This is a genomic window from Streptomyces sp. NPDC127038, from assembly GCF_042725875.1.
Classification (GTDB): domain Bacteria; phylum Actinomycetota; class Actinomycetes; order Streptomycetales; family Streptomycetaceae; genus Streptomyces.
In genome coordinates this window covers 21,611-42,159 of the sequence record NZ_JBHXDQ010000012.1, presented here as the reverse complement: position 1 = coordinate 42,159, position 20,549 = coordinate 21,611, and the positions used below count along the sequence as shown (strand labels likewise).

Annotated in this window: 19 protein-coding genes; 8 read left to right on the top strand and 11 right to left on the bottom strand. The window is 72.8% G+C overall.

The window, feature by feature from the left end; genetic code table 11:
- Positions 1-13: 13 nt before the first annotated feature.
- Together rsmD and recG are read right to left on the bottom strand one after the other, a co-directional pair.
- A complete protein-coding gene (rsmD, locus tag ACFWI4_RS11970) occupies positions 14-601 on the bottom strand; it encodes a 16S rRNA (guanine(966)-N(2))-methyltransferase RsmD (protein WP_387194091.1) in 588 nt (195 codons plus the stop codon).
- 67 nt (positions 602-668) lie between these two features.
- Positions 669-2,882, bottom strand: a complete 2,214-nt coding sequence (recG, locus tag ACFWI4_RS11965; protein ID WP_387194088.1) for an ATP-dependent DNA helicase RecG — start codon at positions 2,880-2,882, stop codon at positions 669-671.
- A 165-nt stretch (positions 2,883-3,047) separates the two neighbouring features.
- On the opposite strand from recG, the gene ACFWI4_RS11960 reads away from it, so the two are divergent.
- Together ACFWI4_RS11960 and ACFWI4_RS11955 are read left to right on the top strand one after the other, a co-directional pair.
- Positions 3,048-4,886 (top strand): HSP90 family protein, encoded by a 1,839-nt coding sequence (locus tag ACFWI4_RS11960; protein ID WP_387194085.1) that lies wholly within the window; start codon positions 3,048-3,050, stop codon positions 4,884-4,886.
- The gene (locus tag ACFWI4_RS11955) at positions 4,883-8,092 is read left to right on the top strand and encodes a tetratricopeptide repeat protein (RefSeq protein ID WP_387194082.1); all 3,210 of its coding nucleotides are present in this window, start codon (positions 4,883-4,885) and stop codon (positions 8,090-8,092) included. Before ACFWI4_RS11960 ends, ACFWI4_RS11955 begins: the two co-directional genes overlap by 4 nt.
- Positions 8,093-8,106: 14 nt before the next feature.
- Here ACFWI4_RS11955 and ACFWI4_RS11950 read toward each other — a convergent pair whose 3' ends face one another.
- The gene (locus ACFWI4_RS11950) at positions 8,107-9,033 is read right to left on the bottom strand and encodes a LysR family transcriptional regulator (RefSeq protein WP_387194079.1); all 927 of its coding nucleotides are present in this window, start codon (positions 9,031-9,033) and stop codon (positions 8,107-8,109) included.
- Positions 9,034-9,059: 26 nt separating this feature from the next.
- Here ACFWI4_RS11950 and ACFWI4_RS11945 point away from each other — a divergent pair, with 26 nt between their 5' ends.
- The gene (locus ACFWI4_RS11945; RefSeq protein ID WP_387194076.1) at positions 9,060-10,040 is read left to right on the top strand and encodes a DMT family transporter; all 981 of its coding nucleotides are present in this window, start codon (positions 9,060-9,062) and stop codon (positions 10,038-10,040) included.
- 18 nt (positions 10,041-10,058) lie between these two features.
- Here the strand turns inward: ACFWI4_RS11945 and ACFWI4_RS11940 are convergent, their stop codons facing one another.
- On the bottom strand, positions 10,059-11,900 hold the full coding sequence (locus ACFWI4_RS11940; protein WP_387194073.1) for a DAK2 domain-containing protein: 1,842 nt from the start codon (positions 11,898-11,900) through the stop codon (positions 10,059-10,061).
- A 266-nt stretch (positions 11,901-12,166) separates the two neighbouring features.
- On the opposite strand from ACFWI4_RS11940, the gene rpmB reads away from it, so the two are divergent.
- A complete protein-coding gene (gene rpmB / locus ACFWI4_RS11935) occupies positions 12,167-12,352 on the top strand; it encodes a 50S ribosomal protein L28 (protein ID WP_037625034.1) in 186 nt (61 codons plus the stop codon).
- 165 nt (positions 12,353-12,517) lie between these two features.
- Here rpmB and ACFWI4_RS11930 read toward each other — a convergent pair whose 3' ends face one another.
- Entirely contained in the window at positions 12,518-13,483 is a 966-nt protein-coding gene (locus tag ACFWI4_RS11930; protein ID WP_339131813.1) for a thiamine-phosphate kinase, read from the bottom strand.
- Between the two features lie 206 nt (positions 13,484-13,689).
- On the opposite strand from ACFWI4_RS11930, the gene ACFWI4_RS11925 reads away from it, so the two are divergent.
- Both ACFWI4_RS11925 and ACFWI4_RS11920 read left to right on the top strand, forming a co-directional pair.
- A complete protein-coding gene (locus ACFWI4_RS11925; RefSeq protein ID WP_037625030.1) occupies positions 13,690-13,923 on the top strand; it encodes an Lrp/AsnC family transcriptional regulator in 234 nt (77 codons plus the stop codon).
- A gap of 20 nt (positions 13,924-13,943) precedes the next feature.
- Complete coding sequence (locus ACFWI4_RS11920) at positions 13,944-14,453, top strand: DUF3515 domain-containing protein (protein ID WP_387194069.1); 510 nt, start codon at positions 13,944-13,946, stop codon at positions 14,451-14,453.
- A gap of 21 nt (positions 14,454-14,474) precedes the next feature.
- Here the strand turns inward: ACFWI4_RS11920 and ACFWI4_RS11915 are convergent, their stop codons facing one another.
- The 3 genes from ACFWI4_RS11915 to ACFWI4_RS11905 form a co-directional block, all read right to left on the bottom strand.
- Positions 14,475-15,632 (bottom strand): D-alanine--D-alanine ligase family protein, encoded by a 1,158-nt coding sequence (locus tag ACFWI4_RS11915; protein WP_387194066.1) that lies wholly within the window; start codon positions 15,630-15,632, stop codon positions 14,475-14,477.
- Between the two features lie 117 nt (positions 15,633-15,749).
- Positions 15,750-16,760: an NAD(P)H-dependent glycerol-3-phosphate dehydrogenase gene (locus ACFWI4_RS11910; protein ID WP_387194063.1), complete on the bottom strand. Its 1,011-nt coding sequence runs from the start codon at positions 16,758-16,760 to the stop codon at positions 15,750-15,752.
- A complete protein-coding gene (locus ACFWI4_RS11905; RefSeq protein ID WP_385405604.1) occupies positions 16,757-17,527 on the bottom strand; it encodes a lysophospholipid acyltransferase family protein in 771 nt (256 codons plus the stop codon). Before ACFWI4_RS11905 ends, ACFWI4_RS11910 begins: the two co-directional genes overlap by 4 nt.
- A 144-nt stretch (positions 17,528-17,671) precedes the next feature.
- Here ACFWI4_RS11905 and cofC point away from each other — a divergent pair, with 144 nt between their 5' ends.
- Complete coding sequence (cofC, locus tag ACFWI4_RS11900) at positions 17,672-18,310, top strand: 2-phospho-L-lactate guanylyltransferase (RefSeq protein ID WP_387194325.1); 639 nt, start codon at positions 17,672-17,674, stop codon at positions 18,308-18,310.
- Between the two features lie 58 nt (positions 18,311-18,368).
- Positions 18,369-18,572 carry a hypothetical protein gene (locus tag ACFWI4_RS11895; RefSeq protein WP_037625018.1) on the top strand — a complete coding sequence of 68 codons (204 nt, stop codon included), beginning with the start codon at positions 18,369-18,371 and terminating at the stop codon, positions 18,570-18,572.
- Positions 18,573-18,670: 98 nt separating this feature from the next.
- Here ACFWI4_RS11895 and ACFWI4_RS11890 read toward each other — a convergent pair whose 3' ends face one another.
- From ACFWI4_RS11890 to leuD, 3 genes are all read right to left on the bottom strand, one after another.
- Positions 18,671-19,306 carry an HU family DNA-binding protein gene (locus ACFWI4_RS11890; RefSeq protein ID WP_385405606.1) on the bottom strand — a complete coding sequence of 212 codons (636 nt, stop codon included), beginning with the start codon at positions 19,304-19,306 and terminating at the stop codon, positions 18,671-18,673.
- Positions 19,307-19,444: 138 nt separating this feature from the next.
- Entirely contained in the window at positions 19,445-19,675 is a 231-nt protein-coding gene (locus tag ACFWI4_RS11885; RefSeq protein WP_385405609.1) for a hypothetical protein, read from the bottom strand.
- Positions 19,676-19,950: 275 nt separating this feature from the next.
- Positions 19,951-20,544 (bottom strand): 3-isopropylmalate dehydratase small subunit, encoded by a 594-nt coding sequence (leuD, locus tag ACFWI4_RS11880; protein ID WP_385405611.1) that lies wholly within the window; start codon positions 20,542-20,544, stop codon positions 19,951-19,953.
- Positions 20,545-20,549 lie beyond the last annotated feature (5 nt).

Below are 20,549 nucleotides of genomic sequence, written 5' to 3'. Positions count from 1 at the left end.
CTCTCCGGTCCGGTCATCGTGCGTCTTCGCACGTAGAGGCGGCGCGACCGTACCAAAAGGTGCCCTCGCCGTAGCGACGGGCCCTGAGGGCCTCGAAACCCTCGGGCCAGCCGAATTCACCGCCTCTGGTGCTGCGCTCCACGGTGACGAGCGCATCCTCCGTGAGCCAGCCCCCGGTGCGGAGTGTGAGCAGGATCTCCCGAAGATCGTCGTCCGGGACGGCGTACGGGGGGTCGAGGAAGACCAGGTCGTACGGCTCCGGGGGCGCCGCCGTCCGGACGATCTGTTCCGCTTTGCCCGCTCTGACCTCGGCGCCCGGCAGACCCAGGGTCCGCACGTTGTCGCGGACGACCTTGGCGGCGCGGGCGTCCGCCTCCACGAGGAGGGTGTGTCCGGCACCGCGGCTGAGCGCCTCCAGGCCGACGGCGCCCGACCCGGCGTACAGGTCGAGGACGCGCTCGCCCTCCAGCGGGCCGCCGAGCAGGGACTCCCAGGTGGAGAAGAGGCCCTCGCGCGCCCGGTCGGAGGTGGGGCGGGTGCCGGTGCCCGGCGGCACGGCCAGACGGCGTCCGCCGGCCCGGCCGGCGATCACGCGGGTCATGGGGGTCCTTTGCGCTGGGGGTGGTCGGTTCCTCCCAGTCTCTCAGCCGCGGGCCTGTCGCCGCCGCTCAGCCCTTGTCCAGGTACTGCTCCCGTTCCTCGTCCAGCAGGGCGTCCAGGGCGACGCGCAGGCCGGGCAGGCCGACGAGGTCCGGGTCGGCCGCGACGACCGAGGTGGCCTCCTCGCGGGCCTCGGCGATGATCTCCTCGTCCTCGATGACGGCGAGCATGCGCAGAGAGGAGCGGACGCCGGACTGGGCCTGGCCGAGGACGTCGCCCTCGCGGCGCTGTTCGAGGTCGATACGGGAGAGTTCGAAGCCGTCCAGGGTCGAGGCCACCGCGTTCAGCCGCTGACGGGCCGGGCTCGCCTCCGGCATCTCGGAGACCAGCAGGCACAGCCCCGCCGCCGAGCCGCGGCCGACGCGGCCGCGGAGCTGGTGGAGCTGGGAGACGCCGAAGCGGTCGGCGTCCATGATCACCATGGCGGTGGCGTTCGGCACGTTGACCCCGACCTCGATGACGGTCGTGGCGACCAGGACGTGCGTCTCGCCCGCGGCGAAGCGGCGCATGACGGCGTCCTTGTCGTCCGGGTGCATCCTGCCGTGCAGGACCTCGACGCGCAGGCCCTGGAGGGGACCCTTGAGGAGCTGGTCGGCGACGTCGAGGACGGCCAGCGGCGGGCGTTTCTCGGCGTCGTCCGCGGGTGACTTCTTCCGGGCGCCCTTCTTGTCGTCCTCCTCGTCGCCGATGCGGGGGCAGACGACGTACGCCTGGTGGCCGTTCTCCACTTCCTCGCGCACGCGCTCCCACGCGCGCGTGAGGAAGTGCGGTTTGTCGGCGGCGGGGACGACATGGGTGGCGATCGGGGAGCGTCCGGCGGGGAGCTGGTCGAGGACGGAGGTCTCCAGGTCGCCGAAGACCGTCATCGCGACCGTGCGCGGGATGGGGGTGGCGGTCATGACCAGGAGGTGCGGGGGCTGTTTGCCCTTGCCGCGCAGGGCGTCGCGCTGCTCGACGCCGAAGCGGTGCTGCTCGTCGACCACGACCAGGCCCAGGTCGTGGAACTGCACCTTGTCCTCGATCAGCGCGTGGGTGCCGATCACGATCCCGGCCTCGCCGGTGACCAGGTCGAGCAGCGCCTGACGCCGGCCGGCCGCGCCCATGGAGCCGGTGAGCAGCACGACCTTCGTGGAGTGCTCGGCCCCGCCGAGCATGCCGCCCTCGGCCAGCTCGCCCATCATCTCGGTGATCGACCGGTGGTGCTGCTGGGCGAGCACCTCGGTGGGCGCGAGCATCGCGGCCTGCCCCCCGGCATCGACGACGGCGAGCATGGCGCGCAGGGCCACCATCGTCTTGCCCGATCCGACCTCCCCCTGGAGCAGGCGGTGCATCGGGTGTTCGGTGGCCAGGCCGTCGAAGATCTCCTTGGAGACCTTCTGCTGGCCCTCGGTGAGGGTGAAGGGCAGCCGGGCGTCGAAGGCGGTGAGCAGGCCGTCCGGGGCGGGGACGCGGGCGACGGCCGGGAGCTGGGCGTCGGCGTGGCGGCGGCGGGCCAGGGCGACCTGGAGGACGAAGGCCTCGTCCCACTTGAGGCGGGCGCGGGCGTCGTGGACGTCGGCCTTGGTGTGCGGGCGGTGGATCTTGAGGAGGGCCTCGGGGAGGGTCACCAGACCGCGGCCGTCGCGCAGCGAGTCAGGGAGGGGGTCGACCGCCTCCTGGGCGCTGGGCAGCACCGTCTGCACGGACTTGGCGATCTTCCAGGACTCCAGCTTGGCGGTGGCCGGGTAGATCGGGATGAGGGCACCGGCCCAGCTGTCGACGCTCTCCGCGGCCTCGCCGTCCTCGCCGCGCAGCAGTTCGTAGGCCGGATGGGCCAGCTGGAGACGGCGGTTGAAGACGGAGACCTTGCCGGAGAACATCGCGCGGGTGCCGGGCAGCAGGTCCTTGTGGGGCTTGTGCACGCCGTTGCCGAAGAAGACGAGCTGCACGCGGCCGCTGCCGTCCGTGATGGTGACCTCCAGGCGCTGGCCCTTGCCGCGGGGCGCCTTGGCGGAGGCGAAGGTGTGCAGACGGGCGTCGGCGACCTGGGCGACCACCGTCACGTGCTCGTCCATCGGCAGGTCGGCGAGGTGGGTGAGCTGCCCGCGCTCCTCGTATCTGCGGGGGTAGTGGTGCAGCAGGTCGCCGACGGTGTGCAGGCCGAGATGCTCGGCCATCACCTTCGCGGTGGCGGGACCGAGCGCCTTCTTCAGTGGTTCTTCGAGCACGGGCACGAGATCCATTGCACACCACGGCACTGACATTGCCGTATACGTCCGGGAAATCCGCTGGTCAGACGGCTGGTTCCGGGCCTAGGATGACGCGCCCGGCCCTCTTCGCGGTCACCGCCCCCGGGACCGCCCTACCCGCGCCGTCGCCCCTTCCCCCCGCCGGCCGGCGCAGCGACGATGGAATCCCAGACCTCACAGCCGTCCCCGGCCTCCCCGTCACCCCATACGTTCCAGGTCGACCTGCGCGGTCTGGTCGACCTCCTCTCCCATCACCTCTACTCAAGCCCCAAGGTCTATCTGCGCGAGCTGCTGCAGAACGCCGTCGACGCGATCACCGCCCGGCGCGCCGAGGAGCCGGACGCCCCGGCCACGGTGCGCCTGTACGCCGAGGGCGGGACCCTGCGGATCGAGGACTCCGGTGTCGGGCTCACCGAGTCCGACGTGCACAGCCTGCTGGCGACCATCGGCCGCAGCTCCAAGCGGAACGACGGCCTGGAGTCGGCGCGTTCGGACTTCCTCGGCCAGTTCGGCATCGGACTGCTGGCCTGTTTCGTCGTCGCCGAGCGGATCCGGGTGGTCAGCCGCAGCGCCCGGACGCCCGACGCGGAGCCGGTCGAGTGGACCGCGGCCGACGACGGCTCGTACACCGTGCGCACCCTGCCGCGGGAGGCGCGCCCCGAGCCGGGCACCACCGTGCACCTGGTGGCGCGGGCCGGGGCCGGCGAGTGGCTGGGCCCGGAACGGGTCCGGTCGCTGGCGCGCGACTTCGGTGCGCTGCTGCCGTACGACGTCCGGGTCGGCGACGAGGCGGTCGCGGACCTTCCGGCGCCCTGGGACCGGCCGTACCCGAGCCCCTCGGCCCGGCGGTCCGCCCTGGCCCGGCACTGCCGTGACCTGTTCGGCTTCACCCCGCTGGACGCGATCGACCTGAACGTGCCGCTCGCCGGGATCCGGGGGGTGGCCTACGTCCTGCCGACGGCCGTCTCCCCCGCCCAGCGCGCGAGCCACCGCGTGCACCTGAAGGGCATGCTGCTCACCGAGCGGGCCGAACAGCTGCTCCCCGACTGGGCGTTCTTCGTGCGCTGCGTCCTCGACACGGACAGTCTGCGGCCCACCGCGTCCCGCGAGTCGCTGTACGAGGACGAGACGCTCGCCGCCGTACGGGAGGCGCTCGGCGAACGCGTCCGGTCCTGGCTGACCGGCCTGGCGGCGGGTGATCCCGAGCGTCTGGCCGCCTTCCTGTCCGTGCACCACCTCGGGGTGAAGTCGCTGGCGCGGCACGACCCGCAGATGCTGCGCACGATGCTGCCGTGGCTGCCGTTCGAGACGACCGACGGACGGCTGTCCCTGGAGGAGTTCGCGCAGCGGCACCCGGTGGTGCACTTCACTCGGACCGTGGAGGAGTACCGGCAGGTCGCGCCGATCGCCTCCGCGCAGGGCGTCGGGGTCGTCAACGGCGGCTACACGTACGACAGCGAGCTGGTCGAGGCGCTGCCCTCCGTACGCCCCGGCACGGCCGTCTCGGAGCTGGACGCGGACACCGTGACCGCGCACCTGGACACGGTGGACCCGGGCGAGGAGCTGGCGCTGTCGGGCTTCCTCGCCGCCGCGCGGGCCAGGCTCGACCCGCTGCACTGCGACGTGGTGCTGCGCGCCTTCCACCCGCTGTCGGTGCCCGCGCTGCACCTGGACGACCGTGCGGCCCGCCACGAGCAGGCCCGCGCGGAGGCCGAGGAGGGGGCCGACGACCTGTGGGCGGGCATCCTGGGCTCGCTGCGCGGCAGCGCGCCCCGCGCGCGACTGGTCCTCAACCATCTCAACCCGCTGATCCGCAGGATCGGTTCGCTCGGTGATCCGGACCTGATCGGCACCGCCACGGAGTCGCTGTACGGGCAGGCCCTGCTGATGGCCCAGCGGCCGCTGCGGCCGGCGGACTCGGCGCTCCTGAACCGCGCGTTCATCGGCCTCCTGGAGTGGGCCACCCACACCGACCCCGGAACGGACGGCCGCCGATGAGCTCCGCCATGGACTTCGACACCCTGCGCCGGGCCATGGCGGACAACTACGAGCAGCCCGAGGGGCCCGGCCGCAACGCGCGCGCGGAGCAGCTGCTCGTGGAGGCCGAGAAGCTGGGCGTCCCGCTCGCCGTCATAGAGGCGCTCGGCCACCAGCTGAAGGTCTACAACTACAGCTCCGAGAAGGGGAAGATGTTCGTTCCCTTCGCGCGTCTGCTGCGCATGTGGGACGAACACCCGGAGGACTTCGACGAGTTCGAGATCCACTCGCTGCACTGGGTCTTCAAGTGGATGTCGGCGGGGATGCTCGACCAGCCGCACGTCCCGCTGGCCTCCATAGAGAAGTGGCTCGGCGAGATGGAGCGGCGCTACCGTCTCGCCGGTCACTCCGAACGGGCCGTGCGCGGCGCCGAGTTCAGCGTCGCCGCGCATCTGGGCGACCTGGAGCGCGCCGAGCGGGCGTACGGCGCCTGGCTGGCGGCGGACCGTGACTCGATGGCCGACTGCCACGCGTGCGAGCTGCACGCGCAGGGGTGGTGGCGGGCGGTGCGCGGCGCGGACCAGGAGGCGCTGGAGCTGTGGGCGCCGGTGCTCCGGGGCGAGTTCACCTGTGCCCATGAGCCGCACGCCGTTCTCGCGTCCTCCCTGCTGCCGCTGCTGCGTCTGGGGCGTGCCGAGGAGGCCCGCGCCCATCATCTGCGCGGTTTCCGGCTGGTGCGGGCCATGGAGAGCATGCGGGGCGCGTACGCGGACCATGTGGAGTTCTGCGCCCTGACCGGCAACGAGGCGCGCGCCCTGGAACTGCTCGCGGAGCGCCCGGCCTATTTCACGGACGCCGGGGATCCGCGCAGCCGGCTGGACTTCCTGTCGGTCGTGGCGCTCACGATGGACCGGCTGACCGCGCTCGGGCACGGCGGGCAGCAGGTTCCCGGGCCCGCGGGACGGGCGTGGACGGCGGCGGAACTCGCGGCGCACGCGCGCGGGGAGGCGCTGGCGCTGGCCGCGCGGTTCGACGACCGCAACGGCACGCCGTACGTCGGCGAGCGGGCCCGCGCGCGCATGGACCGGCCGCCGCTGGTCGACCGGCTGCCGCTCGGGGTGCGCTCCTCGGGTCCGTCGGGCGCCGGTTCCCACCGGCCGGCGCCGGTGTCCGCGTCCGCGTCCGGTTCGGTGTCCGTCCCTGAAGCCGCGGCCGGGGCCGGCGGACCGGGTGTGGAGGCGCTGCTCGCCGAGGCACGGCGGCTCTCGGCGCTGCGGGACCCGGACGCCGTCCGGGCGTGGGCGGCGGTCTCGGAGGCCGCCGAGGGCCATGAGCTGGAGGTGCGCGACCGCGCGGAGATCGCCGACCACGCGGCGATGGGCCGCGGGCCGCAGGGCGCCGCTCTCTTCCAGGAGGCCGCGGAGCTGTACGAGCGGGCGGGCGACCCCGGTGAGGCGCTCGCGGCCCGTTCCCGCGCCGCCTACGTCCGGGCGTTGTCGGGCGGGTCCTCGGGGAAGGCCCTGGAGGCCGTGGCGGAGCTGCGGGAACAGGTGCTCGTCCTGTTCGCGGACGGCGGGACGCAGGCGGCGCAGACTGCGTCCGTGCTGGTGAGCCGGGCGCGGACGCTGATGCACCGGGTGGACGAGCTGGAGGGCGCCGCCCTGGACGGGCGGCCGCTCACCGGGGACGGTCCGGTCTCCGAGGACGAGGTCATGGCCGCCGCCGAGGAGGCGGCCGTCGAGCTGCTGGAGCTCGCGCAGCCGTACGCCGGGGACGACGTGGCCCTCGCGTCGCGGGCCGCCGAGGCGTACGCGATGCTCGGCGAGCTCGCCGCCCGCGCCGACGACGCCGAGGGGGCCGCCGGACATCTGCGGCGGGCCGTCGACGGGTTCGTGGCGGCGGGACTGCCGTGGTTCGCCGTCGAGTACGACTCCCGGCTGGCGGGGATCGCGACCCACCTCGGCGACCTGGAGGCCGCGGAACGGGCGACGCGGGACGCGCTGGAGCACGGCGGGTCCCATCTGGAGCCGGCCGGTCATGCGCAGCTGCGGCTGCGGCTCGCCGAGACGCTCGCGGCCGGCGGGAGCTTCGGCCCCGCTGCGGAGCACGCCCTGGAGGCCGCGCACTGGGCCGACGCGGCGGGCCTGGCCGCCACGTTCGGCGCCTGGGCGCGCCACCACCTCGGCGGCTACCTGCTGCGCCTGGGACGGTGGGCGGAGGCCGCCGAGATCCTGGAGTCGGCGCTGCCGGATCTGACCGCCGAGACGCACGGCGAGGGCTCGATCGTGCAGACGCGCTGGTGGCTCGGCGACTGTCTCACCGAGCTCGGCGAGCACCGCGAGGCCGCCGAGCACTGGCTGCGCGCCGCGGGCATCGCCCGTCACTGGCCCGAGCAGCGCGACCACGCGACGCTCGCGAACCTCGCGGCCGAGGCCCTCGCGCAGGCCGGGCTGGCCGCCGAGGCGGATCAGGCGTACGTCCGCGCGTGCGGTCTCTGGCGAGAGCTGGGCGATGTCGAAGGGCTGGTCCGCGCGCTGCGGTCCCGCGCGTGGAGCGCGGCCGCACGGGAGGGCGGACTCTCCGAGGCGCGGGAGCTGATGGCGCAGGCGGTCCGGGAATGCGGGGCGACGACCGTGCCGGGTCCTGCCGGAACGGACGAGCCGGATGCCGTGCCTGGGGCGGCTGGGGCTGACGGGCCGGACGCTTCCCCCAAGGCCGCCGGGACGGACGAGCCGGATGCCGTGCCCGGGGCCGTCAGGGCGGCTGGGGCTGACGGGCCGGACGCTTCCCCCAAGGCCGCCGGGACGGACGAGCCGGATGCCGTGCCCGGGGCCGTCAGGGCGGCTGGGGCTGACGGGCCGGGGGGCCTCCCCTGGGCCGTCGAACTCGGGCATACCCATCGCCAGTTCGGCGATCTGGTGGCCCGGTCGGCTTCGTACGCCGCCGAAGGCGGTGAGGGTGCCGTCCGGGAGGTCGTCGAGGAGGCCCTCGGGCACCTCGACCGGGCGGCGGTCGTGTTCGCCTCCCTCGGGGACGCCCAGCTCGGTCCCCGGACCGGCGCCGAGTTGGCGGCGGGCCGCCTGGAGGCCGAACTGGGGCTGCGCGAGGCCGCGGCGGCCCGCGCGCGCACGGTCCTCGCCCTGTGCGGCCGTCTGGACGGGGAGCCCGCCGCGGCCCGGCGCGCCGAAGCCGGAAAGCTGCTCGCACTCGCGGAGAGGACCGGCTAGGGCGGGGCGCCCGGCTACGGCAGGGCGGGGTTCGGATCGGTGGGGTCGGTGGCGCGGATCGTGTCGGCCGCTCGGCGCAGTTCGCCGAGGACCGTGCGTACGGCCCTGCGGGCGGCCTGCTCGGGACGGTGGAGCACGTCGATGCGGCGGACGGCGTGCACCCCGGTCAGGGGTCTGAGGACCAGGGCGGGATGCGGGCGCGTGGTCCAGCGGGGCATCAGGGCGATCCCGCCTCCCGCGGCGACGATCTCCGCGACGACCGTGAACTCGTTGACGCGGTGCACGATGTCGAGCCGCCGGTTCGCGGCGGTCGCGACGGCGTCGACGGTGGCCATCAGCGGGAAGCCGTCGTGCACGGTGATCCAGGGCTGGTCCGCGACGTCCCGCGCGCTCAGGGTCGTCTCGCGGGCCAGCGGGTGGCCGGCGGGCAGGGCGACGTCGAGGGGCTCGCTCAGCAGCGTGGTCACGGTGACGGTCCGCGGCCAGGGCGGCGTGTGCGCGAGATGGTGGGCGACGACGAGGTCGTAGTCCCGGGTCAGCCGGGGGAAGTGGTCCTGCGCCACGTCCTCGTCGGCGAGCGAGAGCCGCGGGGCCGTCGCGGCCCGGTCGCGCAGCAGGACAGGGAAGAACGTGGCGGCCGCGCTGTGGAAGGCGGCCACGGACACGTCCCCGGCCGGTTCGCCGACGAAGTCGTCCACGCAGTGCCGTGCCCGCGCGAGGGCGCTCTCCACCTCGATCGCCGCTCCGGCCAGCACCCGGCCGGCGTCCGTCAGCACCAGCCGCCGTCCGTCGCGTTCGGTGAGCGGGACCGGGATCGAGCGTTGCAGCAGACGCAGGTGCTGCGAGATCGCCGACGGGGTCATCAGCAGCGCCTCCGCGACGGCGGTGACACTTCCCAGCTCGCCCAGTTCGCGCAGGATCCGCAGCTGTCGCTCGTTCACCCCTTCATTGTAGTGACGCTTAAAAGATGTTGAAGAACTTCGGTCTGGGCTTCAGGGTCGCGATACGGGAGCGTGGGGGCGTGTCCCGAGTCCGCAGCACCGACGCGGTGCTTCTCCTTGTCGCCGTCGTCTGGGGTTCCAGTTACCTGGCCGCCAAGTCCGCCACGTCGGCGCTCCCCGTCCTGCTCGTCCTCTTCGCGCGGTACGGCATCTCGGCCGCGGCCTGTGTCGCGCTCCTCGGCGTCCGGCGCCGGACGAGGCGCTTCGCGCGCGACGAGCTGCGGGTCGGGGCGGTGCTGGGGGTCACCCAGGCGGCCGTCCTGGTCCTGGAGACGTACGGGGTCGCCCACACCAGTGCCGCCAACGCGGGCCTGCTGATCAGCCTCACCATCGTGCTCACCCCGCTGCTGGACCGTACGTCCGGCGGGGCCGGGCTGCCGCCCCGCTACTTCGCCGCGACCGGCCTGTGTCTGCTGGCCGTCGTCCTTCTGGTGTCCGGCAGCGGCTTTCACTCGCCCGGTGGCGGTGACCTGCTGATCCTCGCCGCCGCGCTGGTCCGCGCGGCCCATGTGGCCCTGGTGGGACGGCTCACCGCCCGTCACCCGGTGCGCCCGCTGCAGGTCACGGCCGTCCAGACGCTCGTCGGTGCCGTCCTGTTCGCGGTGCCCGTCGCCGGCAGCCTGACGGCACTCGGCGGGGTCGACGCCGGCGGCTGGGCGCGGCTCTTCTATCTCGCCCTGTTCTGCGGCCTGTTCGCCTTCCTCGCCCAGACCTGGGCGGTGCAGCGCAGTTCCGCCAGCCGGGTCAGTCTGCTGCTGGGCACCGAGCCGGTCTGGGCCGTCGCGGTCGGCGTCGTTCTGGGCGGCGAACATCTGACGGCCCTCACCGCGCTCGGCGCCCTGCTCATGGTCGCCGGGACCTACTGGGGGCAGGCCGTCGAACGCGCCCACAGGACGGCCGGGATCCCCGAGGTCCCCCGGCGGGCCGAGGTGCCCGCCGGCGCCTGATCGCCGGCACCGGGTCCGCTACTCGACCCCGATCAGCAGCAGCGCGCCCTGGCGGCCGCCGCGGTAGACCACGGTGTCCACGGCGAGGTACGCCTCCCGCACCCGGGTCTCCAGGTGCGCGGTGATGCTCTCGGGGGCCTCGTCCCCGAGGACGAGCGTGACCATCTCCCCGCCCGCGGAGAGCATGCGGTCGAGGACGGCCTCCGCCGTGGCGGTCACGTCGGTGCCGATGACGGCGACGTCGCCGTCGATGAGCCCGAGGACGTCCCCGGCCTGGCAGATGCCGGCCATGGTCCAGGACTGCCGCTCGGCGACGGCGACCTCGGCGTAGCGGGTGGCGCCGGCCGCCGAGGTCATGGCGACGACGTCCTCGTCGAAGCGGCGCCCCGGTTCGTGCACGGCCAGCGCGGCGATGCCCTGCACGGCGGAACGGGTGGGGATCAGCGCGACCCGGACGCCCTCGGCGCGCGCCTGTTCGGCGGCGGCCGCCGCGGTGTGCCGCAGGTCGGCGTCGTTGGGCAGCAGCACCACCTCGCGCGCGTGGGCCCGTCGCACGGCCTCCACGAGCTCCCCGCTGGCCGGCGGCTCGTCCGGCCGCGCGAGGACGGTGGTGGCCCCGGCCTCCGCGTAGAGCCCGGCCAGGCCCTCGCCGGGCACGACCGCCACGACGGCGCGCTGGGCCCGCTCGCGGGGCGGACGCCCGGCCCCGGCCCCGGTGTGCGCGTCGCCGAGACCGAAGTGGGTGATCCGGATGCGGTGCGGGCGTCCGGCCTCGACGCCCGCCTCGACGGCCGCGCCGGCGTCGTCGACGTGCACATGGACGTTCCACAGGCCGTCGCCTCCGACGACGACGAGGGAGTCGCCGAGGGCGTCGAGCCGGTCCCGGAGCCGGTCCACCGCGGTGTCCTCCGCGTCCAGGAGGTAGATCACCTCGAAGGCGGGATGACCGTCCTCGGCGGACGCGTCCCCGCAGGCGGCCTCGGCGCCGGATCCATCACGGTCCGGCAGTCGGGGCCCCGCGACGCCCGGTGCGCCCTCCGTGCCGGATCCGCGGGCCCCGGCCGGGAGGACGTCCGGAGGAGTGCCGACGGTGCCGGTCTCGCCCAGAAGGCCGGTGGCACCGGGGACGTCGGCGGAACCCGTGGCGTCCGGGGTGCCGGAGATCCCGGAGGCGCCGCTCCCCTCCCCCGGCCCGTACGGTCGCGGCGCCTCCCCCGTGAAGGTCTCGGCCAGCGCCGCGAGCACCGCCAGCAGGCCCCTCCCGCCCGCGTCGACGACACCGGCGTGCTCCAGGACGTCGAGCTGTCCGGTGGTCGCGGTGAGCGCGGTGCCCGCGCCCGCGTAGGCGGCGAGCGCGACCGTGCCGCAGTCCCCCTCGGCTCCGCGGGCCGCGTCGGCGGCGGCCGAGGCGACGGTGAGGACCGTGCCCTCGACGGGGTGGGCGACGGCCCCGCGGGCGGAGTCGGCGGCGTTGCGCAGGGCGAGGGACAGGCCGCGGCCGTCGGTGTGAGCGGTCTCACCGTCGGCGGCCAGCACCTGGGCCATGCCCCGCAGCAGCTGGGCCAGGATCGTCCCGGAGTTGCCGCGGGCCCCGATCAGGGCCCCGTGCGCCATGGCCCTGATGGCGTCCGCGAGCGGGACCGTGCTCCCGGCCACCGTCTCGTACCCGGCGAACAGCGCCTCGACGGCGGCCGCGGCGGATTCCACGGTCAGATACAGGTTCGTCCCGGTGTCCCCGTCGGCGACCGGGTAGACATTGATCGCGTCGATCTCCTCGCGCGCACGGCCCAGGGCCTGAAGCGCGAGCCCGCACCAGGTGCGCACCGCGAGAGCATCGAATGTCTGCGGCACCTGCGGCACCCGCGCCTCCTTGAGCTGCTGGACGTGGGACGCAGCGTAGACCCAGAACCGGTTACTGCCGGTAGAGGGTCCCCGGGGGCAGGGGAGGGCGGAGTGACAACCGGCAGATCATGGTAGTTTCGTTCTCCGGACGCAGTCGTTGTATGCTGCTCCAGTTGCCCGATCCGATCGGGCCATCCCCCTGGCAGCGCCCCTCAGATCCTAGATCTTGATCCTCGGCATGCCGGGATCAACCGTAAGTGCATCTGAAGTCTTTGGAGTGACCCGTGGCTGCCAACTGCGACGTCTGCGGCAAGGGGCCGGGCTTCGGCAACAACATCTCGCACTCGCACCGCCGTACACCGCGTCGCTGGAACCCCAACATCCAGCGCGTCCGTACCGTGGTGGGCGGGACGCCGAAGCGCGTGAACGCTTGCACCTCGTGCATCAAGGCCGGCAAGGTCACGCGCTGACAACCGCTAGCGCGCGGCCACTGCTGGTTCGCTTGCACTGAACCCGTCCACCTCACGGTGGGCGGGTTTTTTGCTGCCCTCACGCGCACGCGCGCGGACGGCCCCGGTGTCCGTGCCGCCCGACGCCTCCGGCGTCCGAGGTGGGCACCCCGGACGCCGGAGGCCTCAGGACTCGATGTCCCCGAAGTGGTCCCAGCCGCCCTTGCTCGTCCAGGGCGCGCCGTCCACGGTCACCCGGGGCAGCGCCGACGGGTTGAGGACCTCGCCGATCACCTTCCAGCGCGCCGGCAGCTTCACGTCCGGCGGGAACGTGGCGACGATCGCGTGATCCTCGCCACCGGTGAGCACCCACTGGATCGGGTCGACCCCGACGGCCTGGCCGATGTCGTTCATCTGCGAGGGGATGTCGATGTCCCCGGAGCGGATGTCGATCCGTACCTTGCTCGCCTCGGCGATGTGCCCGAGGTCGGCGATCAGACCGTCGCTGACGTCCGTCATCGAGGTCGCGCCGAGCCCGGCGGCGGCCGGACCCGCGTGGTACGGCGGTTCGGGCCTGCGGTGGGCCTCGACGAAGGCGCGCGGCGAGCGGAACCCCCGGGAGAGGACCGCGAACCCGGCCGCGGACCAGCCCAGCCAGCCCGTCACGGCCACGACGTCACCGGGCTGGGCGCCGCCCCGGGTGACCGGCTCGTGGTTGCGCAGATCGCCGAGCGCGGTGATCGCGACGGTGATGGTCTCGCCCCGTACGACGTCCCCGCCGACCACGGCCGCGCCCGCGACCTGGCACTCGTCGCGCAGCCCGTCCATCAGCTCGGAGGGCCAGGTGGCCGGGAGCTCGGCGGGCACGACCAGACCGAGCAGCAGCGCGGTCGGTACGGCGCCCATGGCGGCGATGTCCGCGAGGTTCTGCGCGGCGGCCTTGCGGCCGACGTCGTACGCCGTGGACCAGTCCCGGCGGAAGTGACGTCCTTCCAGGAGGATGTCGGTGCTCGCCACGACCCTGCGGTCCGGCGCTGCCACCACCGCGGCGTCGTCGCCCGGGCCGACCCGGACCGCCGGGGTGGTGGTGAGGCGCGAGGTGAGCTCTCGGATGAGCCCGAACTCCCCCAGCTCGCCCACGGTGCCCTTCATGATCGTCGTGCTCCCTCTGTCGCTGCTCGTGCCCGGTCGCGAGCCGTCTGAGTACTCGGTACGGTCGAGTTGACCGTCAACTTGCGCAGTCCCTCCACCCCGGCGCGCGAGCCCCAGTCACCGCGGGTCTCCCCGCGGCGAGCGGCAACGCGATACCGTGGCGTTCCTTTTCCCCACATGATCCTCGTGGCCGCCCTGGAGGTTCCGTGGTACAGGCGTACATCCTGATCCAGACGGAGGTCGGCAAGGCGTCGACCGTCGCCGAGACGATCGGCAAGATCCCGGGGGTGATCCAGGCCGAGGACGTGACCGGACCGTACGACGTGATCGTGCGCGCCCAGGCCGACACCGTGGACGAACTCGGCCGCATGGTCGTGGCCAAGGTCCAGCAGGTGGACGGCATCACCCGCACCCTGACCTGTCCGGTCGTGCACCTGTAGCCCCCGTCTACCCTTGGCCGGTGAACTTCTTCCGTCACCGGCACACCGCCTCCCTCGGGCTGCCCGCTCTCGCGGCACTGATCGCGATCGCGGGCTGCTCCTCAGCAGACGACAGCGCGTCCGCCGCGGTTCCGAACCCGGGTACGAAGGTCACCGAGCTGTGCCAGAACCTGGACAAGGTGCTGCCGCGGACCGTGGACGGCCGGCGCCGTGAGGACCCGGAGCCCCGGTCCGCGCTGACCGCGGGCTGGGGAAGCCCGGCGATCATACTGCGCTGCGGTGTGGAACGGCCGCCGAAGATGATCGATCCGAAGGTGGCGACGGGTGACGACCCGAAGGCCCTGGCCGGCGGGGTCGACGGCGTCGACTGGCTGATGGAGAAGCAGGACGACGGCTCGACCCGCCTCACCACCGCGTCGCGCCGGGCCTACGTCGAGGTCACCGTGCCCGGGGGCGTCGATGCCACCGGCGTGCTCGTCGACCTGGCCGCCTCCGTCAAGAAGGCGATCCCCGAAGGGATCGCCGACTGACGTTCCGGTCCCGCGGGGTGCTCAGCGCAGCCCGGTGGACCGCCGCAGTGCCGCCTGGATGAGCCGGTCGACGAGCTCGGCGTAGCCGACGCCCGTCTCCCGCCACATCCGCGGGTACATGGAGATGGGCGTGAAGCCCGGCATCGTGTTGATCTCGTTGATCACGAACTCGCCGTCCTCGGTGAGGAAGAAGTCCGCGCGGACCAGGCCCTCGCAGGAGGCCGCGTCGAAGGCCTCGACGGCCAGGCGGCGGACCTCGGCGGTCTGCTCCTCGGTGAGCGGCGCCGGCACGATCCCGTCGGCCGCGTCGATGTACTTGGCCTCGAAGTCGTAGAAGGCGTGCGACTGGACGGGCGGGATCTCCGCGGGGACCGACGCGCGCGGACCGTCCTCGAACTCCAGGACACCGCACTCGATCTCGCGGCCGCGCAGCAGCGCCTCCACGATGATCTTCGGGTCGTGGCGCTGGGCCTCCTCGATCGCCTCGTCGAGGCCCGAGAGGTCGTCGACCTTCGTGATGCCGAACGACGAACCCGCGCGGGCGGGCTTCACGAACAGGGGCCAGCCGTGCTCACCGGCGAAGTCGACGATCCGCTTGCGGGCGCCGGACTGGTCCTGCCGCCACTCGCGCGGCCGGATCACCATGTACGGGCCCACCTTCAGGCCGAACGAGGTGAACACCCGCTTCATGTAGTCCTTGTCCTGGCCGACGGCCGAGGCGAGGACGCCCGAGCCGACGTAGGGGACACCGGACAGCTCCAGGAGGCCCTGGAGGGTGCCGTCCTCGCCGTAGGGGCCGTGCAGCATCGGGAAGACGACGTCGACCTCGCCGAGCGCCTTGGGGACCGACCCGGGCTCGTTGTAGACGACTTCACGGTTGGCGGGGTCGACGGGGAGCACCACGCCGCCCTCGCCGGACTCGGCGAGCTGATCGACGCTGGGCTGCCTGCGGTCGACGATCGCCATGCGTTCCGGCTCGTCCGCGGTGAGCGCCCAGCGGCCGTCCTGGGTGATGCCGATCGGCAGTACGTCGTACTTCGTACGGTCGATGGCGCTCAGGACGGCGCCGGCCGTGACCACGGAGATCCCGTGTTCGGAGCTGCGGCCGCCGAAGACGACGGCCACGCGCGGCTTGCGAGGCGGCTGCTCAGGGGTCTGGGGGAGGTTCTCGGTGCTCATATCGGGTTGAGAGTACCCGGTGGTACGCGGTGAGTCAGCGCCCCACGGCGGCCGTTGCTCAGCGTCGTTCCGGCCGTTGCGGAGCGTCGCCCGTCCGGCCCTCCCGGCGGGGCCGGTTCAGCGCCGTTCGGACTTGGCGCTGCGTCCCATCAGCTCCTTGAGGGCGACCACCGGGGCCTTGCCCTCGTGGACGATGCTGACGACCGTCTCCGTGATCGGCATGTCGACGCCGTGCCTGCGGGCCAGATCGAGCACCGACTCGCAGGACTTGACGCCCTCGGCGGTCTGCCGGGTGACGGCGATGGTCTCCTGGAGGGTCATGCCCCGGCCGAGGTTGATGCCGAAGGTGTGGTTGCGGGACAGCGGCGAGGAGCAGGTCGCGGCGAGGTCGCCGAGGCCCGCGAGGCCGGAGAACGTCATCGGGTCCGCGCCCATGACGAGTCCGAGCCGGGTCGTCTCGGCCAGACCGCGGGTGATCAGCGAGCCCTTGGCGTTGTCGCCCAGGCCCATGCCGTCGGCGATGCCGACGGCGAGTCCGATCACGTTCTTGACCGCTCCGCCGAGTTCGCAGCCCACCACGTCGGTGTTGGTGTACGGGCGGAAGTACGGCGTGTGGCAGGCGGTCTGGATGCGCCGGGCCACCTCCTCGTCGCGGCAGGCGACGACGCCGGCCGCGGGCATCCGCTGCGCGACCTCCTTGGCGAGGTTGGGTCCGGTGACGACGGCGACGCGGTCGGCGGAGACCTTGGCGACCTCCTCGATCACCTCGCTCATCCGCTTCACCGTGCCGAGTTCGACGCCCTTCATGAGCGAGACGAGCACGGTGTCGGGGGCGAGCAGCGGCACCCACTCCGCGAGGTTGGCGCGCAGCGTCTGGGACGGGACCGCGAGGACGGTGAAGTCGGCGTCCCGCGCGGCCTGCGCCGGGTCGGCGGTGGCCCGCAGGTTCTCCGGGAGCTCGATCCCCGGGAGGTAGTCCGGGTTCATCCGCGTGGAGTTGACCGCGTCGGCGAGTTCGGGGCGGCGTGCCCACAGGGTGACGTCGCACCCGGCGTCGGCGAGCACCATACCGAAGGCCGTACCCCACGATCCGGTCCCGAAGACGGCCGCCCTGACCGGGTTGCTCACGTGCCCTGCCCCTCTTCCTGCTGTGCCTTCGACTTGGCCGCGGCCTTGCGGCGCTGCGCGATGCGCACCTCGCGCGGGTCGTACACCTTCTCGGGCGCCTTCTCGCCGCGGATCAGCTCGAGCTGCGCGGTGATGGCCGCCATGATGACCTCGGTGACCTCCTTGAGGAGGTCCGGGTTCATCTCCCGGTCGTAGTAGCCGGAGAGGTCCACCGGCGGGCCCGCGAGCACGTGGTGGGTCTTGCGCGGGAGGATGTCGGGCTTCTTGGCGTAGGGGGCCAGGAGTTCGTTGGCGCCCCACTGGGCGACCGGGATCACCGGGCACCTGGTCTGGAGGGCGACCCGCGCCGCACCGGTCTTGCCGGTCATCGGCCAGCCGCCGGGGTCACGGGTGAGCGTGCCCTCGGGGTAGAACGCGACGCACTCGCCGCGTTCCACGGCGTCGATCGCGGCCCGGAAGGCGCTCAGGGCGTCGGTGCTCTCGCGATAGACGGGAATCTGTCCGGTGCCGCGCATCGCGGCGCCGACGAATCCCTTCTTGAAAAGCCCGGCCTTCGCCAGGAAGCGCGGAACACGCCCGGTGTTGTACTGGTAGTGCGCATACGCGAACGGGTCCACGTGGGAATTGTGGTTCACCGCCGTGATAAATCCGCCCTCGGCCGGAATGTTCTCCATCCCACGCCAGTCCCGCTTGATCAGAACCACGAGCGGCGGTTTGACGAGAACCGCTGCAAAGCGGTACCAGAAGCCGATTCTGCGGCGGGGCACGCGGACACCTTCCTCTAGAGCCTGGGGGGCCGCACAAGTGTCGCTCCAGGCCGCCTGTCTGTCGAGAACACCGTACGCCCCGACGCCCGGACCGCCAGGGTGACCAGGTCACAATAAGGCGTGACAGGAGAGGGTGGAGTGCTCGTGCGGTGGACCCTGGTCGTGCCCCTCAAACCCTTGGCGCGGGCCAAGAGCAGGCTGGCGGACACCGCCTCCGACGTCGTGCGGCCCGGTCTCGCCCTCGCGTTCGCGCAGGACACGGTGGCCGCGGCGCTGGCCTGCCCCGCCGTCCGGGGTGTGGTGGTCGTCACGGGCGACGCCCTGGCCGGGCGGGAGCTGGCCGCCCTGGGCGCGGACATCGTCGCGGACGAGCCGGGCGGCGGTCTCAACGCGGCGCTGGCGCACGGAGCGGGGGTCGTGCGGGCCCGCGATCCGGAAAGCGCGGTCGCCGCCCTGAACGCCGATCTGCCCGCTCTGCGGCCTTCGGAATTGGCCCGGGTGCTGGCCGCCGCGGGCGAATTCCCGCGCGCTTTTCTGGCCGATGCGGCCGCAATCGGCACCACTCTCCTGGCCGCCTCCCCGGGCCGGGAATTGCTGCCCGCTTTCGGCGGTGATTCCCGGGCCCGCCACCGTGCCTCGGGGGCCGCGGAACTCCGGCCCGGCGCGGTGGAATCCGTCCGGCGGGACGTGGACACCCGGGAGGATCTACGGGCGGCGCTGGCGCTCGGCGTGGGGCCGCGCACGGCCGCAGCGGCGGCGCGGCTGCTGATTCCGGGGCAGTAGCGGGCGGCGAGCGGTCCGCGCGCGACGCCGGGTGCGGCGGGATCAGTAGGCTGCCCTCATGCAGGCGACCTCGTACACGTACGACCCCGAGACCCGCAGCGGACAGGTGCTGCTCGACGACGGCACCCCGGTGCCCTTCGACGGTCCCGCGTTCGACGCCGGCGGGCTGCGGCTGCTGCGGCCGGGTCAGCGCGTGCGGATCGAGACCGAGGGCGAGGGCGCGGGGCTCCGGATCACCCTGATCACGCTCCAGACGTTCTGAACATGCCGCGGGCCGGGCTCCCCGTGGGAGCCCGGCCCGGCGCGTGAGGTGCCCCTGCGCCCGGTTTCCGGCGGGCGCCGGCCTTCTTGGCGGTCGGTCTAGCGGGCGGTGGCCTTCTTGGCGGTGGTCTTGCGGGCCGTCGACTTCTTGGCGGGGGCCTTCTTGGCGGTGGCCTTCTTCGCCGGGGCCTTCTTGGCGGCGGTCTTCTTGGCCGCGGTCGTCTTCGCCGTGGTCTTCTTGGCGGCGGCCGTCTTCGCCGTCGTCTTCTTCGCCGCGGTCTTCTTCACGGCGGCCGTGGTCTTCTTCGCGACGGTCTTCTTCGCCACGGTCTTCCTGACCGCCGCCTTCTTGGCGGTGGTGGCCTTCTTGGCCGCGGCCTTCTTCACCGTCGCGGAAGCGCCGCCGGAGAGGCTGCCCTTCGGGGCCTTCTTGACCGCGACGTCGTTCTTCGGGAGCTTCTTCGAGCCGCTGACGAGGTCCTTGAACCCCTGGCCGGCACGGAAGCGCGGCACGGAGGTCTTCTTGACCCGAACACGCTCACCCGTCTGGGGGTTGCGGGCGTAGCGGGCGGGGCGGTCGACCTTCTCGAAGGAACCGAAGCCGGTGACCGAGACCCGGTCTCCGCCGACAACCGCACGGACGATGGCGTCCAGTACCGCGTCGACCGCGTCGGCGGCCTGCTGACGCCCGCCGACCTTGTCGGCAATCGCTTCTACGAGCTGCGCCTTGTTCACGTCTTCCCCTTCGGAGACATTGCCCGAACGAATGCGTTCAAGCTTTTTCGCACGTTAGGCAGATATATACCGCAAATCAAACACGAAACGGGCTAATCACCCTTGTGCCGCAACGAACTCGGGCCGCAGCGCAGTTCGTCAGTGATCCCCGTCGAGGAATCGGCCCTCGTCGAGGTCGCTGGTGAACCGGTCCAGCCGCCTTGCCGCGTCGGCGAGATCGTGTTTGGCCGCGGCCGTAATGACCAGCAGCTTCCGGGTCAGCGCCATCCGTACGCCCTCCGGGACTTGCAGTGCGCGCACTGTTGTGTGCGCTTCCTTGAGTTGGGCCGCGACCGCCGTGTAGAGCTCGAGTTGGCCGTCACGTTCCATGCACAGATTGTGCCATCTGGGGCGAGTTGTCGCCTGCGCAGGGGGTAACTGCCGCCCCCCGGAGGCCTCCTGACCCCCTTGGCCGGAAGTCGCCCATGAGGTCGACTACCCAGGCAATCCCCTTTGTAACTAGGGGAGTTGACCGCCCTTGTGGGGGTGCGCGAGGGCCTTCCGGAGGCGGAAACAGCTGTACCCCCAACCGTCCACGATTGGGGGTACAGAGGGGTGTTGCGTGGCTGAAATCAGTCGCGACCCGGCCGCCGTGCGGCCCGGGGTCAGACCGGGAGCGTCTTCGGCTTGTGCGAGGGCCGCTTGGCCTCGTACGCCGCGATGTCGCCCTCGTTCTGGAGGGTGATGGAGATGTCGTCCAGCCCGTTCAGCAGCCGCCAGCGGGCGTTCTCGTCGAGCTCGAAGGCCGCGGTGACGCCCTCGGCACGTACCTCGCGCTCCTCCAGGTCGACCGTGATCTCGGCCTGCGGGTCCTGCTCCGACAGCTCCTGCAGCGCCTCCACGATCTTCTGGTCGAGAACCACCGTGAGCAGGCCGTTCTTGAGCGAGTTGCCGCGGAAGATGTCGGCGAACCGGGAGGAGATCACGGTCTTGAAGCCGTAGTTCTGGAGCGCCCAGACGGCGTGCTCGCGGGAGGAGCCCGTACCGAAGTCGGGGCCCGCGACCAGGACCGTGGCGCCCTGGCGCTCCGGCTGGTTGAGGACGAAGGAGGAGTCCTTGCGCCAGGCCTCGAAGAGACCGTCCTCGAAGCCGTCCCTGGTCACCTTCTTGAGCCAGTGGGCGGGGATGATCTGGTCGGTGTCGACGTTGCTGCGGCGCAGCGGGACGGCCCGGCCGGTGTGCTTGGTGAATGCTTCCATGGCTC

Coding starts and splice junctions, on each gene's coding strand:
- leuD (WP_385405611.1), bottom strand. CDS start 20,544: ATGGAAGCATTCACCAAGCACACCGGCCGGGCCGTCCCGCTGCGCCGC.
- rsmD (WP_387194091.1), bottom strand. CDS start 601: ATGACCCGCGTGATCGCCGGCCGGGCCGGCGGACGCCGTCTGGCCGTG.
- ACFWI4_RS11930 (WP_339131813.1), bottom strand. CDS start 13,483: ATGAAGGGCACCGTGGGCGAGCTGGGGGAGTTCGGGCTCATCCGAGAG.
- ACFWI4_RS11955 (WP_387194082.1), top strand. CDS start 4,883: ATGAGCTCCGCCATGGACTTCGACACCCTGCGCCGGGCCATGGCGGAC.
- ACFWI4_RS11915 (WP_387194066.1), bottom strand. CDS start 15,632: ATGAGCACCGAGAACCTCCCCCAGACCCCTGAGCAGCCGCCTCGCAAG.
- recG (WP_387194088.1), bottom strand. CDS start 2,882: ATGGATCTCGTGCCCGTGCTCGAAGAACCACTGAAGAAGGCGCTCGGT.
- ACFWI4_RS11960 (WP_387194085.1), top strand. CDS start 3,048: ATGGAATCCCAGACCTCACAGCCGTCCCCGGCCTCCCCGTCACCCCAT.
- ACFWI4_RS11895 (WP_037625018.1), top strand. CDS start 18,369: ATGCAGGCGACCTCGTACACGTACGACCCCGAGACCCGCAGCGGACAG.
- ACFWI4_RS11945 (WP_387194076.1), top strand. CDS start 9,060: ATGTTGAAGAACTTCGGTCTGGGCTTCAGGGTCGCGATACGGGAGCGT.
- ACFWI4_RS11885 (WP_385405609.1), bottom strand. CDS start 19,675: ATGGAACGTGACGGCCAACTCGAGCTCTACACGGCGGTCGCGGCCCAA.